Source organism: Rhizobacter sp. P2_H2, assembly GCF_056403375.1.
Genome location: NZ_JBFUFP010000039.1, coordinates 1 through 15462 on the forward strand (window position 1 = coordinate 1; position 15462 = coordinate 15462).

The following is a 15462-nucleotide window of genomic DNA, read 5'->3' on the forward strand; positions in this document are numbered from 1 at the left end:
CTCGGCACGCGCGCGCACGGCAGCGTGATGTTCTGGAACAAGGTCTACGACGGCGCGCTCGGCTGGACCTCGGAGCTGTCGAAGTTCGGCGCGCACGCGTTCCAGTCCGACCCGCACCGCATCGTCACCTTCGGCGGCAAGCCGCTGTCGCCGGCCGAGGTCGAGAGCCCATACATCATCCGCGTCGCGATCGCGCTGCTGATGCTCGCGGCCAGCATCCCGGGCCGCTCGGTGATCCGCAACGCCGGACCGATCCGGCGCGCGCACCCGCAGTTCGTCGAGAACCTGTGTGCGCTCGGGGCGCGGATCGAGTGGGAATCTGGGGATTGAACGTGGGGGACTGATTCAGCGCGGCTCGGCGGCGAACACGAGATCGGTGCGCCACTTCGACATGTCGGGCTCGGTGTCCGGCCCGTCGAGGTAGAACTCGTAGCGCCCATCCCACGCCTCGGCGCTGCCGCCGCGCGCCTGCTTGCGCCATGCCACCTGGTGCTGCTGGCCCCAGGCGAGCAGGTAGGCGGTGGCCGGCATCAACTCCTCGGGGTGGCCGGTGTGGCGCATCGTCACGTAGCTGCCGGCAGGAACGGTGCCCGATCGCACCCGCGCATCGCCCGCGGCCGGCTTGCCGACGAGCGTGCCGACGTCGATCTCCATCTGTCCGCCCATGTCGATCACGTTGTAGCGGAAGAACAGCGGGCCGGCCGGCGGCACGCCGTGCGCCTGCAGCCACTCGAAGAGCTGCGGGATCAGCGGTACCACCTTCGACTCGATTTCGCCCATCCGCACCTCGGTGCGGATGAACATGCAGGGCTGCTCGGTGCGCTGTTCGAAGCGCGGGGTCGTGAGGGTCGTCATGCGAGGCTCCTTCCTTCAGGTTGGGTCAGTCTCCATCCGCATCCGTGAACTCGATCGTCACCTTCCACGCCGTCGCGATCGGCGGGTCGATCACCGCGCGCAGCGCGACCAGCGCCTTCACCGGTGCGGCGATGCGCGCCGGCGTCCAGGTGGCGGCGTCGACCGGCAACGCCGCGATGGACTGCCGCACCGCGGTCACCGCGCGCCGCAGCGCCGGCCCGTGCGGCTTCGCGAGGCCCTGCTCGGCCAGCACGTCGTCCAGCCCCCAGCGCGGGCCACCTTGTGTGTACGCGAGGCCCGGCGTCTGCCCGAGCAGCAGCTGCGCGACGCCATCCACATGCGCCAGCAGGAACTCGCGCGTGTGCCTGGTGCGCATGCTGTCGAAGTTCTCCAGCGCGTCGCGCTGCCCCGGCACCTGCAGCGCCTGCGCACGGGCCGCCTTCTCGAGCTTCTTGCCGCGCAGCAGCTCGACGCTGCCGACCAGCAGGTTCAGGATCAGCTTCTTCGCCGCCGGCACGTCGGGCGGCGTCGCCGAACGCCAGCGGTCGGCTTCGGTGCGCCAGCCGGCCAGCAGCAGGCCCACCTCCTCCTTCAGCGCCATCGCGATGCGCAGCGTGTAGCGGCACAGCGCCGGGCTGCGCAGCACCGGCGCCTGCGGCTCGGTGCCGGCCGGGAACAGCAGCCACTCCAGCGCTGGCAGGCCCCGCACCGCCGTGCCCCAGCGTTCCATCGCGTCGTTCGCCGCCGGGCCGGTCATCGGTGCGGTCGCGGTGACGGTGGCCGCCTGCTGGATCACCTTCGGCCGGGTCGGCCAGAAATCGATCGCCTTCGAGCTGCGCCGCGCAAGCGTCGGCCCCATCTGCAGCGCCTCCAGCCGGCGCCAGCTGAGCATCGCCTGCAGCCACAGCGCCTGGCTCTCCTTCAGCTGGGCCGGGGTCGGCTGGCCGCCGGCCGCCATCGCCGCCTCCAGCACCGCCACCAGCCCGGCCGCGCTGCGGTCCAGCGCCTCGTAGGCCGGCACGGCCCACTGGTCGTGCAGCATCTGCATCCAGGTGACGAACGGGTCGGTGGCCGCGCGGGCCCCGGCCGGCACGGCCGACAGCGCGGCGATCGACGCCAGCCGCCACAGCGCCGCGCGGCGTGCCGGGAGGGCGCGGGGCAGGCGGTGAACCGGGCTCGGAGGCATCGGCAGATTATGGACAAAGTCACACTTCGCGCGTGTCTTTTCCCCGCTGGCGCCGCCCCCCTGCCCGGGGGACGACCCCCTGCCCGGGTGGTGTTTTCTGACAAGTCCCTATGGTGCAATGCGACGCCTTTTCCCTCGGCGGAGCGTCTTCCGACCTCGCCGAACCGCCTGCACTCCGAGCCGCATGACCCGATCCGACACCACCGCCGTCCCCGCCTCGTTGCCCCCGCGCAACCTGACGGTCGACGGCCTGCGCGGCATCGCGGCGATGCTGGTGGTGCTGTACCACCTCTACCTCAACACCGAGACGCTGCTGCGTCCCTTCATCCCGGATGCGCTGCACGCGCTGATCGGCAGCTTCGGCGCCACCGGCGTCAACGTGTTCTTCGTGCTGAGCGGCTTCGTGATCTCGATGAGCCTGCGCGACGCGCCGCTGTCGGGCCGCTATGTCGCGATGTTCGCGCTGCGCCGCTCGGTGCGGCTCGATCCGCCGTACTGGGCCACCATCGTGCTGTGCATCGCGATGGCCAAGCTGTCGGCGCTGCTGTTCGCCGAACTCGCCGGCCGCGGCCAGTTCTCCGCCGCGCAGATCGTCTCGCACCTGTTCTACCTGCAGGACATCCTCGGCTACGGCAGCATCTCGGCGGTGTTCTGGACGCTGTGCATCGAGCTGCAGTTCTACCTCGTGCTGGTGCTGGTGCTGACCGCCGCGCACGACCCGGCGCAGCCGCGCAGCCGCCCGATCCTTGCGATCGCCGCGCTGACCGCGTTGTCGCTGGTGCTCGCGGTCGGCCAGATCAAGCTGCCGGTCGACGGCCTGTTCGTGCGCTACTGGCACATGTTCGGGCTGGGCGCGCTGACCTGCTGGTGCGTGTTCGGCGACCTGTCGTGGCGCTGGTGGTGGGCGCTGGTCGGCGTCGAGCTCGCCGTGGTGTTCGGCAGCGCGCCGTCGCTGCCGCACCTCGCGCCGGTGCTGGCCGCCATCGTGATCGTGCTGTCGCGGCGCTGGGTGGCGGCGCGCGGCTGGCTCAGCGGCGCGGTCCACCAGTTCCTCGGCAAGCTGTCGTACAGCCTGTACCTGATGCACCCGATCGTCGGCTGGAGCACGATCTCGGTGCTGAAGAAGCTGTTCGGCGACCACCCGTCCGTGCCGCTCGGCCTGCTGTACATGGCCTGCGGCATCGCCACGAGCGTCATCGCCGCGTGGATCCTCTGGCGTGCCGTCGAGCTGCCGGCCATCCGCTGGAGCAAGCGGGTACCGATGCCGCATRCCGGCGCGCCCACGGTGCGCACGGCCGTTGCCACCTGAGCCGGCCACCGCCATGTCCTCCACCTCCAAGGAAGTCGGCCGCTTCTTCAAGCACTCGGGCATCTATGCCATCGGGAATGCGCTGAACCGCGTCGGCGCCTTCCTGCTGCTGCCGATCTACACCCGGCTGCTGTCGCCGGCCGAGTACGGCACGCTGGAGACGCTGTACCTGGTGTCCACCGTCGTGTCCGGCGTGCTGGGCGTCGGCATTGCGCACGCCACGCTGCGCTTCTACTTCGACTACAAGGACGCCGCCGACCGCCGCTCGGTGGTCAGCACCAACCTGATGGCCTCGCTGGTCATCTCGATCGCCGGCGTGCTGCTCGTCTCGCTGTTCGCCAACCCGATCGCCGCCTGGCTGTTCAACGGCCAGTCGCTCGGCCGGGCCTTCCAGTGGATGCTCGCCACCATCGTGTTCGAGCTCGCCTCGCAGGTCGGCCTCGCCTACGTGCGCGCGGTCGAGCGCTCGATGCTGTTCATCGTCGTCTCGTTCGTGAAGCTGGTGGTGCAGGTGATCGCCAACTCGATCGCGCTGATGCACTTCAACGCCGGCGTCGAGGGCGTGATGGCCGGCAACTGCCTGACCGTCGCGCTCGGCTTCGCGGTGCTGTCGTGGGTGACGCTGCGCGAGTGCGGGCTGCGCTTCGAATGGGCCAAGCTGATGCCGGTGCTGCGCTACAGCCTGCCGCTGCTGTGGACCACGATGGTGGGCATCGTYGCGAGCACCGCCGACCGCTTCCTGCTGCAGTCGCTGGTGTCATTGGAGGCGCTGGGCATCTATGCGCTCGCGCTGAAGCTGTCGAAGCTCGCGTCCGACCTGGTCGGCGAGCCGATCAACCGCGCCTACGGCGCCTTCCGCTTCACGATCATGGAGCGCGACGACGCCGGCATCATCCAGGCCCAGGTGGTGCGCTACCTGGCCGTGATCCTGTCGCTGATCGGGCTGGCCATCGTGCTGTTCGCCGGCGACGCGCTGCGCCTGATCGCCGCTCCGGCCTACTGGAGCGCCGCGCGCTACCTGCCGTGGCTGGTGCTGGCCGCGGTGCTGCAGGTGCTGACCTACCCGCTGCAGACCGGCATCTACTACCAGAAGAAGTCGAGCAGCATCTTCCACATCGCGCTCGCCGCCTGCCTCGTCGGCCTGGCGCTGGGCGTGCCGCTGATCTGGGCCTTCGGCATCCTCGGCGCCTGCCTGACGGTGCTCGGCGTCTCGATCGTCTCGCTGGTGATGACCGACCGCATCAGCCAGCGCCACTTCCCGGTGCACTATGAATGGCGCAAGCTCGCCACGCTGCTCGCGCTGGTGGTCGCCGTCGCGATCGCCGGCCAGGCGGCCGACCAGCTGCCGCTGCTGTGGAGCCTGCCGCTGCGCTTCGTGCTCGGCGCCGCGTTCCTGGTCGGCATCGTCGCGACGCGCGTGATCGAGCCGGCCGAGCTGGCCGCGGCGCGCGCGAAGCTGATGCAGCGCCTCGGCCGGCCTTCCGGGGCAGCCGCATGAGCTTCGCGGTACTCCCCATCTGGCTGTTCCTCGGCAGCCTGCTCGTCGCGCCGCAGCTGTGGTGGTCGCCGCTGCTCGGGCTGCGCGTCGACTACATCGTCTACCCGATGTGGCTCCTGGTGCTCGCGTCGCGCGGCCGGCTGGGCGAGGTATTCCGCTTGCGCACGCAGGACTATTTCTTCCTGCTGATGTACGTGTGGATCTTCCTGAGCGTGATGGTCGCCGGCCTCACCGACATCGGCCAGTTCTACCTCGTCTACTACGCGAAGCTGTTCCTGGTGTACCGCCTCGTCAGCGCGACCATCAGCGACGTGACCGACCTGAAGCGCACCGGCTATGCGCTGATAGCGCTCGCGCTGCTGATCGCGATCGAGGGCATCCAGCACATGAACAACCCCGAAGGCATCGGCTGGGCGGGGCAGAGCTATGCGTGGATCGACGGCTCGGCCTCGTCGATCGGCCTGAAGTCGCGCATCCGCTGGATCGGCATCTTCGACGGCCCCGGCGTGTTCTGCGTGATGTTCACCGCCGCCGCGCCGTTCGCGTTCCAGTACATGGTGAGCCCGTACGCGCTGTGGCTGCGCGTGGCCGCCGCCGTCGGGCTGACCTTCCCGCTGCTGCTCGCGGCCTTCTACACCGGCTCGCGCGGCGGCATCCTGGCCACCGCGGCGATGGTCGGCATGTTCATCGTCTCGCGCTTCAGGATCAGCCTGGGCAAGCTGGTGATCGCGGCGGCCTGCGGCGGCATCGCGCTGGCGGCGGCCCCGTCGTACCTGACCGAGACCAAGGACGCCAACAACTCGGCGCAGGGCCGCGTCGAGATGTGGGCGATGGGCCTGCAGATGGTGCAGGAGAGCCCGCTGTTCGGCGTCGGCAAGGGCAACTTCGCCGTCTACACCCGCAAGCTGGTCGCGCACAACTCGGCGCTGGAGGCGATGGGCGAGACCGGCTTCCCCGGCATGTTCCTGTGGATCGCGATCATCTACATGGGCTTCAAGCACGTCATCGTGCGGCTGCGCGAGACGGTCGACCCGACCGAGAAGCAGGCACTGCTCGCGGTGATGATGAGCCTGTCGGGCTACCTGATCAGCTCGCTCTTCGTCTCGCTCGAGACGGAGATCATGTATTTCCTCCTGGGAATGACGGCCGCAGTGGGCCGCTTCACCACACAACCCGTGGGATTCACCCGCAAGGACTTCATGTTCATCGTGGCCTTCCAGGTCGCGTACTACATGGCCTTCAAGGTGTTCATCATGGGGTACTACTAGCAGTAACCGGAGCGAGGGGACACCATGGGCGGCAAGCAGGCGATGCTCGCGAGGTGGCTGGACATGGCCGGGGTGACCCGCGCGCGCCTGCGCAGCGGGCCGAGCGGGCTGACGATCCTCGCGTACCACCGCATCCAGGACCTGGCCGACGAGTCGCGTTTCGCGGCCGACCCCGAGCTCGTCAGCGCGAGCGTCGCCGAGTTCCGCCGCCAGCTCGCCTTCCTGCGCGAGCACTGGAACCCGATCGGGTTGTCGAACGCGATGGACGTGATCGAGCGCGGCCAGGCGCTGCCGCCGCGCAGCGTCGCGATCACCTTCGACGACGGCCACCTCGACAACTACACCCACGCCTTCCCGCTGCTGCGCGAGATGAACGTGCCGGCGACCATCTTCCTGTCGACGCAGTACATCGGCAGCCGCGAGCCGTTCTGGTTCGACCGCGTGTCGACGCTGCTGTTCTGCGCACCCGCCGGCGCGTTGCGGCTGCCGCTGGCCGACGTGACGCTGCAGCTCGGCGACATCGCGTCGCGCCGCGCCGCCTCCGACCGGTTGCTGTCGGTGCTGAAGCGCCTGGCCGACGAGCGCCGCCGCGACGCGCTGCAGGAGCTGGAGGCGCTGCTCGCGCGCCACGCGGTGCCGGCCGACGCGGCGCCCGCCTCGGCGCTGGACTGGGACCAGGTGCGCGAGATGACGCAGCACGGCATCGAGTTCGGTTCGCACACCGTCACGCACCCGGTGCTGTCGATGCAGACCGAAGAGCGCGTGCGCTTCGAGCTGTCGCAGTCGCGCGAGACGATCCGCCGCGAGACCGGGCAGCGCGCCGACCTGCTCGCCTACCCGGTCGGCAAGACCTACACCTTCAACGATCGCGTCGTCGCGATCGCGAAGGAATGCGGCTACCGCGCCGCGCTCGCCTACATCGACGGCGTCAACGACCCGAGCTGCGCCGACCGCTTCGCGCTCAAGCGCATCGCGGTCGAGCGCTACATCCCGCATCCCCTGTTCATGGCCCGCATGACCTTTCCCGGAATCTTCGTCTGATGGCCGCATCCGCGTTCGCTTCCCCGGTGGCGCCGGCGATCTCGCAGCCGGCAGCGCTGCACAACGTCCCTGCGTGGCAGGAGGGCTGGGAGCTGCTCGTCGGGCCGCTGGGCGGGCGCGCGATCGTCTGCCTCGACGACGGCGGTCCGGCCATCACCGCGCTGGCGCAGCGCTGCGCGCGGGTGCGCGTGCTGGCCGCCGACGGCCGCAGCGCCGACGAGCTCGCGCAGCGCGTGCGGGCGCACGGCTGGTCGCACGTCGAAGTGATCGCGCTCGAGGACCTGCACCGGGCCGAGGCCGTCACCTTCGACGGCCTGATCGTCAGCGACCTGAGCGGCCGCGCGCTGGCCAAGGTGCGCGGCGGCCTGGGCCGGCTGCTCGCCCACGCGCGCCCGCTGCTGCGCGACGGCGCCTTCGTGCTGGTGGCCACGCCGAACCGCTTCGGGCTGAGCCGCGCCCGGTTCGCGCGCCGGCTGCATGCATCGAGCGCCTCGCCGTGGTTCACGCTGGCGTCGCAGCTGCGCCGGCTCGGCGTGCGTTCGCCGCGCGTGCATCCGCTGCTGCTCAACGAATACGCCGGCATGAGCGAGGCCATCGCGCCCACCGGCTACCTGCCGACCAAGAACCAGGGCCTCACGCGCGAGCGCATCAAGCAGTGGCTGTGGGGCCCGCGCGCAGCGCGCTGGTTCGCGCCGGCGCTGGCGGCGGTCGGCTGGATCGGCGATGCGCAGCCCGGCCTGATCGACGCGGTCGCGCTGACGCTGCAGGCCGGCGGCAGCCAGTTCCACTGGGTGCAGTACCTGGTGCTGCTGAGCGGCAAGGTGATCGCGACCTTCCAGCCGGATTCCGATCGCGAGACCTCGCGCGTCGTCGTCGTCACGCGCGACCCGCTCGCGGTGTCGCGCCGCATGCAGGAGGCCGAGAGCCTGCGCCGCCTGCATGCGATGCTGCCGGCCCACCTGGGCGTTCTGCTGCCACGCGTGCTCGACCGCTTCAAGCTCGACGGCAACGACTGCTTCGTGCTGCAGCACATGCGCGGCGTGACCGCCGATGCGCCGGTGCCGGGGCTGGACCGCGTGACGCGCACCGCGCAGCGCTTCCTGCTGGCGCTGCACGAGGTGACCTGCGTGAAGCGCGTGATGGACGACGAGGCCTGGGAGACCAGCCTGCAGCCGATCTTCGAATCGGCGGCGCTGCGCAACCCGCACGCCGCGCCGGCGCTGCAGCGGCTCGGGCAGCACATGCGCGAGCACGTGCTCGGCCACGTGTGGCTGGACGTCTGCAGCCACGGCGACTTCAAGATCGAGAACGTGATGTATGACCCACAGACCTGCGAGATCACCGGCGTGATCGACTGGGAGCATGCGATGCTGTGCGGCCTGCCCTACATCGACATGGCCTACCTGTTGACGTACAACCGCATGCTGGCCGGCGAAAGCTGGCTGCAGGCGGCGCACGCGCTGCTGACCGGCCGCGTGAGCCCGAACGAGCTGGCCGTCGAGGCCGAGTACTGGCGGGCGACGCGGCTGCCGGAGCGACTGGTGCCGGTGCTGCGGGCGCTGGTCGTCGTGCACCACATCGGCTGCCGCTGGCACGGCGCCTGGTCGGCACAGGCCAGTGCCGAGCTGAACGCGTTGATCGAGAGCTGCATCGAGCTGCTGGTGCGCTCGCCGGCGCCGCCGGCGCTGGCCAGCGTGCTGCCGCCCGCGCCGGCGCAGCGTGCGGCGGTGCGGCCGCTGGGTTGAAGAATTCGAGAATGGCTTCGTGATGAAACTGATCGTCCTGCTGAGCATCGCTGCGGTGCTCTATCACTACGCGGTGTACCCGGCGCTGGTGCTGCTGATCGCGCGCTGGCGCGGGCGTGGCGCTGCGGCCGAGTATCCGGCCGAGGGCGGTACACAATGGCCGCGCGTCACGCTGCTGATCGCCGCGTACAACGAGGAGCGCGTGATCGAGGGCAAGATCCTCAACTCGCTGGAGCTCGACTACCCGCACCCGATCGAGCTGATCGTCGTGTCGGACGGTTCGAGCGACAGCACGCCGCAGATCGTCTCGCGCTACGCCGATCGCGGCGCGGTCTCGATGCACCAGGCGCCGCGGCGCGGCAAGACGGCGGCGCTGAACCGCGGCGTCGCGGCCGCCACCGGCGAGATCGTGGTGTTCTCCGACGCCAACAATGATTTCAACCGTGATGCGCTGAAGGCGCTGGTGCGGCACTTCGCCGACCCGGCGGTGGGCGGCGTGTGCGGCGTCAAGCAGATCCGCGAGGCCGGCGACCGCGAGAGCAGCGTCGGCGACGGCCTGTACTGGCGCTATGAATCGGCGATCAAGCTGGCCGAGGGGCGGATCGGCTCGATCACCAATGCCGACGGCGAGATCTTCGCGATGCGCCGCGGGCTGTGGCGGCCGATCGCCGAGCACATCATCAACGACGACGCGCAGATCACCTTCGACATCGTCGACCAGCGCAAGCGCATCCTGTACGAGCCGGCGGCGCGCTCGACCGAGTACGCATCGATCCGCATCGAGGACGACTTCTTCGTGAAGGTGCGCATGGTGGCGGGCGGCTTCCAGACCATCGCGCAGCAATGGCGCCGGCTGCTGCCGCCGCTGTCGTGGTTCGCGCTCGCGTACCTGTCGCACAAGGTGCTGCGCTACCTGGTGCCGCTGTTCCTGGTGGCGATCGCCATCGGCTCGCTGTGGCTGGCGGCGAATGGCGTCGTCGCGTACCAGGTGCTGGTGGCCTTGCAGCTGCTGTTCTACGGCACCGCGTGGGCCGGCTGGCTGCGGCTGCGCCGCGGGCCGCTGCCGACGGCGCTGTACGTGCCGTTCTACTTCTGCACGATGAACCTGGCGGCGCTGCTGGGCTTCGTGCGTTTCGTGACCGGCAAGCAGGGCACGAGCTGGCGAAAGGCACAGCGATGATCGTCGCCATCATCCTTCTCATCCTCGTTGCCGCCGGTGCCGGCGTGTTCTGGCGCCTGTTGCGTTCGCGCCACATGGATCTGTGGATCGCCAGCTACCTGAAGCAGTGGCCGCGCCGGCTGCGTGGGCGCAGTGCGCCGCACACGCATGTGCACTTCTGCTTCGCCGACCACTACGAGCCGTTCTGGCACAAGCCGGATCTGGCCACCGCACGCGCACGCGTCGACCGCTGGATGGACCGCTACCCGAAGATCGCGTCGGAGCACACCGACAGCAACGGCCGGCATCCGCAGCATTCGTTCTTCTACCCCGAGGAGGAGTACGACGAGGTGATCCTCGACCAGCTGGCCGACCTGTGCAAACGCGGTTTCGGCGACGTGGAGGTGCACCTGCACCACGACAACGACACGGCCGAGAACCTGCGCAGGACGCTGACGGGTTTCACCAGGCTGCTGAACGAGCGGCATGGCCTGCTGCGCAAGGATCCGGTGACGGGCCAGGTGCTGTATGCCTTCATCCATGGCAACTGGGCGCTGGACAACTCGCGCCCGGACGGCCGCTGGTGCGGCGTGAACAACGAGCTCGACGTGCTGCACGAGACCGGATGCCGCATGGACATGACGCTGCCGTCGGCGCCGAGCGACACGCAGACGAGCAAGATCAATTCGATCTATTTCGCGCATGGCGAAGCGGGCTGCTGCAAATCGCACGACCACGGCCGCGACGCGCGCGTGGGCGAGTGGCTGCAGGACAAGGAGCTGCTGATGGTGCAGGGCCCGCTGGCGCTGAACTGGAGCGACCGCAAGGCCGGCATCATGCCGCGCATCGAATCGAGCGAGATCTCGGCCGATGCCTTGCCGACGGCGGCGCGCGTCGCGCTGTGGGAGCAGGCGGCCATCGGCATCGAGGGCGTGGAGAACCACCTGTTCATCAAGGTTCATACGCACGGTGCCGAGGAACGCACCGCAGGCGCGCTGCTCGACGGCGGCATGCAGCGCATGTGGACCGAACTGGCGAAGCGCTTCCGCGACCGACCCGGGTTCTCGCTGCACTACGTGACAGCCTGGGAGATGTATCAACAGATCGAACGCCTGTGCAAGAACGAGCCGGTGAAGTCGTCTTCTCTGCGGGAAGAGGTGGCAGCATGAGCCGATCAACCGTTCGCCCAGAGCAGGGACCGAGCTTGTCGAGGGCCCGTGTCGAAGGGTTGTCGCCGCAGCGCGGCACAGGAGCCGGTGCAGCGTCAACCGGCCTTCGACAGGCTCAGTCCGACCCTTCGACAAGCTCAGGGCGAACGGATGCTGGCGGCCAGCGGACCATGAAGGTCTTGCACGTTATCGAGACCCTGGACTTCGGCGGCGCCGAGAAGGTCGTCGTCGACCTCGTCGCCGCCACCAAGGGCCGCTGCCAGCCCGCCGTCTGCTGCGTCAAGCACAGCGGCGAACTGGCCCAGCGCCTGGGCGACGGCGTGCAGGTGTTCTCGCTCGGCAAGGGCGAGGGCAACGACCTGACCGTGCCGTGGCGCCTTGCACGGCTGGTGCGCGAACAGGGCTTCGACGTGATGCATTCGCACTTGTGGGGCGTGTACCTCGAATCGGCGCTCGCCGCCCGGCTTGCCGGCGTGCCGCTGGTCCACACGGTGCACGGCAACTACCAGGACTACGGCCGCCGCCTCATCCCGCGCCTGAAGCTCGCGCTGCGCCACCGACTGGAGCGTTTCGCGGCGCGCTGGCACCAGCGCATCGTCACCGTCTCGCATTCGATCCAGAGCTACGTCGTCGAGAACATCGGCATCGACGCGCGCCGCGTCGAGACGGTGCACAACGGCATCGACGAACGCGTGTCGCTGCAGGGCGAACGCCGCGGCACCACCTTCATCACCGTCGGGCGCATGGCGGCGGTGAAGAACCACGCGATGATGGTTCGCGCGTTCGCGCGTGTCGCAGCTTCGCGGCCCGATGCGCGGCTGCAGTTGGTTGGCGACGGGCCCGACCGCCCGGCCCTCGAGGCGCTGGCCGCCTCGCTCGGCGTGGCGTCTCGCGTCGAGTTCCTCGGCTTCCGCAACGACGTGGCCGAGCTGCTCGCGGCCGCCGATGTGTTCCTGATGTCGTCGCACTACGAAGGCGTGTCGATCGCGATCCTCGAGGCGATGCGCGCCGGGCTGCCGGTCATCGGCACGCAGGTCGGCGGCATTCCCGAGACCGTGCTGCAAGGCGAGAGCGGCCTGCTGGTGCCCGACGGCGACGAGGCCGCGTTCGCCGAGGCGATGCTGACGCTGCTGCAGGATGCGAGCCGCCGCGCCACGCTCGGCCGCGCCGCCACCCAGCGCCAGCGCGAGGCCTTCTCGCTGGAGAGCGCCGCCCAGCGCTACCTGCAGATCTATGCCGGAGGCCTGCAGTGATCAAGGCGCTGCTGCGCAAGCTGCTGAGCCCGGTGCTGCGCTACCGCGGCGATGCGCCGGGCCTGTACCTGAGCTTCGACGACGGCCCGCACCCGGTGGTCACGCCGCAGGTGCTCGATGCGCTGGAGCGCGGCGGCGTGAAGGCCACCTTCTTCATGATCGGGCAGGAGATGGAACGCCACCCGGCGCTGGTGGCCGAGGTGCGCGAGCGCGGCCATGCGATCGCGCTGCACGGCTTCACCCACCGGCACTGCAGCGACATGAGCTGGCGCGAGCAGCTCGACGACCTGCGCCGCATGCGTGAGGTGGCTGCGCGCTTCGGCGTGCGGCTGCGCAGCTACCGGCCGGCGTACGGCGAGCTGTCGGTGCTGCGCATCGTCTGGTGCCTGCTGAACCGCGTGAAGATCGTGATGTGGTCGTTCGAGACCCGCGACTCGTTCGTGCAGCAGGCGTCCGAACTCGAAGCGCGCGTCACGCCGCAAGCCCTGACGGACGGCGACATCCTGCTGTTCCATGACGACACCCCGGTGACCGCGCAGGCCCTGCCGCGCTTGCTGGACAACGCCCGCGCAGCCGGCCTGCGCTTCGGCGTCCTGGAGACCGTGTGAAGACCCTCATCCACATCATCAGTGCCGACGACGTGTTCGGCCCCGAGAAGACCGTGATCAACGAATGCCTCGCACTGCGCGGCAGCGATTGGCACGCCCGCATCATCAACCTCTGGAACACCGACGACACGCCGATCTCGCGCAAGGTGCGCGAGGCCGGCATCGACTACGAGTGCATTCCTTCGGCCGGCAAGCTCGACCTGGGCGCCATCCGCACGCTCGCCGCGCAGCTCGCCGCGCAGCCCGGCACCGTGGCGCACAGCCACGGCTACAAGGCCGACCTGTACACGCTGCTGGCCGCACGCCGCGCCAAGGTGACGGCCCTCACGACCGCCCACGGCTGGACCTCGGAGAACGCGAAAGTGCGGCTGTACGAGCGGCTGCAGGCCTTCCTGTGGCGCTTCTTCGATCGCGTGGTCTGCGTGTCGCAGAGCTACCGGCAGCTCGCCGTCGCGGCCGGCGTGCCGGATCGCAAGATCACCGTCGTGCACAACGCGATCCGGAGTTCGTACCAGGCGCAGGGCGCACAAGCACGCAGTGATGCGCGCGCGGCGCTCGGGCTGGACGACGACGCGCAGGTCGTCGCGATCATCGGGCGGCTGGGCATCGAGAAGGGACACCGGCTGTTCGTCGATGCGGCCGCGCAGCTCGCGCCGCGTTTTCCGAAGGCGCGCTTCCTGATCGCCGGCGAAGGCGTGCAGCGCGCGGACATCGAGGCCCAGGTGGCGCAGCTGAAGCTGGGCGACACGGTGCGGTTGCTCGGCCACCGCAACGACCTGCCGGCGATCTACCCGGCACTCGACCTGCTGGCGATGGCCTCGCTGCGCGAAGGCCTGCCGAACGTGCTGCTGGAGGCGATGCTGCACGGCGTGCCCGGCGTCGCGATGGCGGTGGGCGGCATCCCCGAGGTGATCAGCGACGGCGTCGACGGGCTATTGGTGCCGCCGGGTGACCTGGCGCGTTTCACCGAGTCGCTGGCAGCGCTGCTCGGCGACCCGGTGCGGCGCGCGGCGATGGGCACGGCGGCGGTCACGAAGGTGCGCGACGGCTTCCTGTTCGATGCGCGGATGAAGCGCATGGTGGCGATCTACGAGGACGGGCTCGCGCGGCCCGGCACGCCGGCGCCGGCCGCAGGGAGCGCCGCATGATGCACGCGCTGTGGGTTGTCGCGGCGCTGGCCGCGAGCGCGCTGGTGCTGGTGGTGGCGGCAATCTTCCTGTACCAGGCAGTGCGCGGGCTGTGGGGCGTGCGCGCGCCGGCGCCGCTCGCGCCGCGGCGCGACAAGCGCTTCGGCGTGCTGGTGCCGGCGCACAACGAGGAAGGCGTGCTCGGGCCGCTGTTCGCCTCGCTGGCGCGGGTGGACTACCCGCGCGAGCAGTTGGCGATCCTGTTCATGGCCGACCACTGCAGCGATGCGACGGTGGCCGAGATCCGTGCCGCCGGCTTCGACTGCCTGGACCGCCAGAGCGGTGCGCGCGGCAAGACCGCGAGCCTGGCCGAGGGCATCACGACGCTCGAGGCGAAGCATGGTGATGCGCTCGATGCGGTGGCCTTCTTCGATGCGGACAATGTCGTCGACACGCAGTTCTTCCAGCAGGCGGCGGCCGGGCTGCACGAAGGCCATCCGGTGCTGCAGGGCCGGGTCGGCGTGCACAACTGGCAGGCGACGCTGTTCTCGCGGCTGAACTACATGAACGCGGTGGTGGAGAACCGGCTGGAGGAACTGGCGCGCAGCCAGACCGGCTGGAGCTGCAACCTGCGCGGCCACGGCATGGTGTTCCGGCGCGACGTGCTGCAGCGCATGCCCTGGCATTCGGACACGATGGTCGAGGACCAGGAGATGCTGGTGAAGCTGGTGTGCAGCGGCCAGCGGGTGCACTGGCTGGAGCATGCACGCGCGTCGAGCGTGATCCCGGAGACGGCGAAGGAAGCGGCTGCGCAGCGCAGGCGCTGGGCGGGTGGTCGATCGGCCATCGTCGGGCGCAGCGTGCGAGCGCTGTGGGCACGCTTCCGTGCGAGCGGCGATGGTGCGGCGCTGAACCTGCTGATCGACTTCCTGCTGCCTTCGCATGCGGTGCAGCTGAGCCTGCTGTTCGTCGCGATCGTCGTGGCGGCTGCTGTCTGCGGGCTGGCGTCGTGGCAGTTCGTGCTGGCCTTCGCGCTGCTGCCGGCCTACCTGCTGTACTTCATCGCCGGCAACCTGCTGAGCGGCGTGCCGGTGAAGACCTTTCTCGACATCCTGTGGGCGCCGGCGTTCATTGCCTGGCGGACCTGGATCTATCTGTCGAGCTTGAGTGGCGTAAAGCGCTGGCGTTGATTTTTCGCTTGCCGGTGTTAGCGCGTCGCGGCGGGTGAGGGAATGGGCTGGGGG

General features: G+C 69.7%; 13 protein-coding genes and 1 pseudogene. 12 read left to right on the forward strand and 2 right to left on the reverse strand.

Annotated elements, in window-relative coordinates:
• Positions 1-330, forward strand: a pseudogene (locus tag AC1D15_RS05005) (UDP-N-acetylglucosamine 1-carboxyvinyltransferase); the annotation flags it as partial.
• Positions 331-345: 15 nt separating this feature from the next.
• Here the strand turns inward: AC1D15_RS05005 and AC1D15_RS05010 are convergent.
• Entirely contained in the window at positions 346-855 is a 510-nt protein-coding gene (locus tag AC1D15_RS05010; protein WP_465111214.1) for a GyrI-like domain-containing protein, read from the reverse strand.
• A gap of 25 nt (positions 856-880) precedes the next feature.
• Positions 881-2041 (reverse strand): imelysin family protein, encoded by a 1161-nt coding sequence (locus AC1D15_RS05015; protein WP_477825141.1) that lies wholly within the window; start codon positions 2039-2041, stop codon positions 881-883.
• Positions 2042-2225: 184 nt separating this feature from the next.
• On the opposite strand from AC1D15_RS05015, the gene AC1D15_RS05020 reads away from it, so the two are divergent.
• The 11 genes from AC1D15_RS05020 to AC1D15_RS05070 all read left to right on the forward strand — a co-directional run bounded on the left by AC1D15_RS05020 (position 2226) and on the right by AC1D15_RS05070 (position 15408).
• Positions 2226-3350 (forward strand): acyltransferase family protein, encoded by a 1125-nt coding sequence (locus AC1D15_RS05020; RefSeq protein WP_477825142.1) that lies wholly within the window; start codon positions 2226-2228, stop codon positions 3348-3350.
• Positions 3351-3363: 13 nt separating this feature from the next.
• A complete protein-coding gene (locus AC1D15_RS05025) occupies positions 3364-4848 on the forward strand; it encodes a lipopolysaccharide biosynthesis protein (RefSeq protein WP_465111211.1) in 1485 nt (494 codons plus the stop codon).
• Entirely contained in the window at positions 4845-6116 is a 1272-nt protein-coding gene (locus tag AC1D15_RS05030) for an O-antigen ligase family protein (RefSeq protein ID WP_477825143.1), read from the forward strand. The genes AC1D15_RS05025 and AC1D15_RS05030 overlap by 4 nt, the downstream gene beginning before the upstream one ends.
• A gap of 24 nt (positions 6117-6140) precedes the next feature.
• Positions 6141-7157, forward strand: coding sequence for a polysaccharide deacetylase family protein (locus tag AC1D15_RS05035; RefSeq protein ID WP_052212909.1), 1017 nt, complete (start codon positions 6141-6143; stop codon positions 7155-7157).
• Positions 7157-8902, forward strand: coding sequence for a phosphotransferase family protein (locus AC1D15_RS05040; protein WP_477825144.1), 1746 nt, complete (start codon positions 7157-7159; stop codon positions 8900-8902). Before AC1D15_RS05035 ends, AC1D15_RS05040 begins: the two co-directional genes overlap by 1 nt.
• 22 nt (positions 8903-8924) lie before the next feature.
• Positions 8925-10082, forward strand: coding sequence for a glycosyltransferase family 2 protein (locus AC1D15_RS05045; protein WP_477825145.1), 1158 nt, complete (start codon positions 8925-8927; stop codon positions 10080-10082).
• Positions 10079-11230, forward strand: coding sequence for a hypothetical protein (locus AC1D15_RS05050; protein WP_477825146.1), 1152 nt, complete (start codon positions 10079-10081; stop codon positions 11228-11230). The genes AC1D15_RS05045 and AC1D15_RS05050 overlap by 4 nt, the downstream gene beginning before the upstream one ends.
• A 170-nt stretch (positions 11231-11400) precedes the next feature.
• Positions 11401-12483: a glycosyltransferase gene (locus AC1D15_RS05055; protein ID WP_477825147.1), complete on the forward strand. Its 1083-nt coding sequence runs from the start codon at positions 11401-11403 to the stop codon at positions 12481-12483.
• A complete protein-coding gene (locus tag AC1D15_RS05060; protein ID WP_477825148.1) occupies positions 12480-13091 on the forward strand; it encodes a polysaccharide deacetylase family protein in 612 nt (203 codons plus the stop codon). Before AC1D15_RS05055 ends, AC1D15_RS05060 begins: the two co-directional genes overlap by 4 nt.
• The gene (locus AC1D15_RS05065) at positions 13088-14239 is read left to right on the forward strand and encodes a glycosyltransferase (protein ID WP_477825149.1); all 1152 of its coding nucleotides are present in this window, start codon (positions 13088-13090) and stop codon (positions 14237-14239) included. The genes AC1D15_RS05060 and AC1D15_RS05065 overlap by 4 nt, the downstream gene beginning before the upstream one ends.
• Positions 14236-15408 (forward strand): glycosyltransferase family 2 protein, encoded by a 1173-nt coding sequence (locus tag AC1D15_RS05070; RefSeq protein WP_477825150.1) that lies wholly within the window; start codon positions 14236-14238, stop codon positions 15406-15408. The genes AC1D15_RS05065 and AC1D15_RS05070 overlap by 4 nt, the downstream gene beginning before the upstream one ends.
• Positions 15409-15462: the final 54 nt, after the last annotated feature.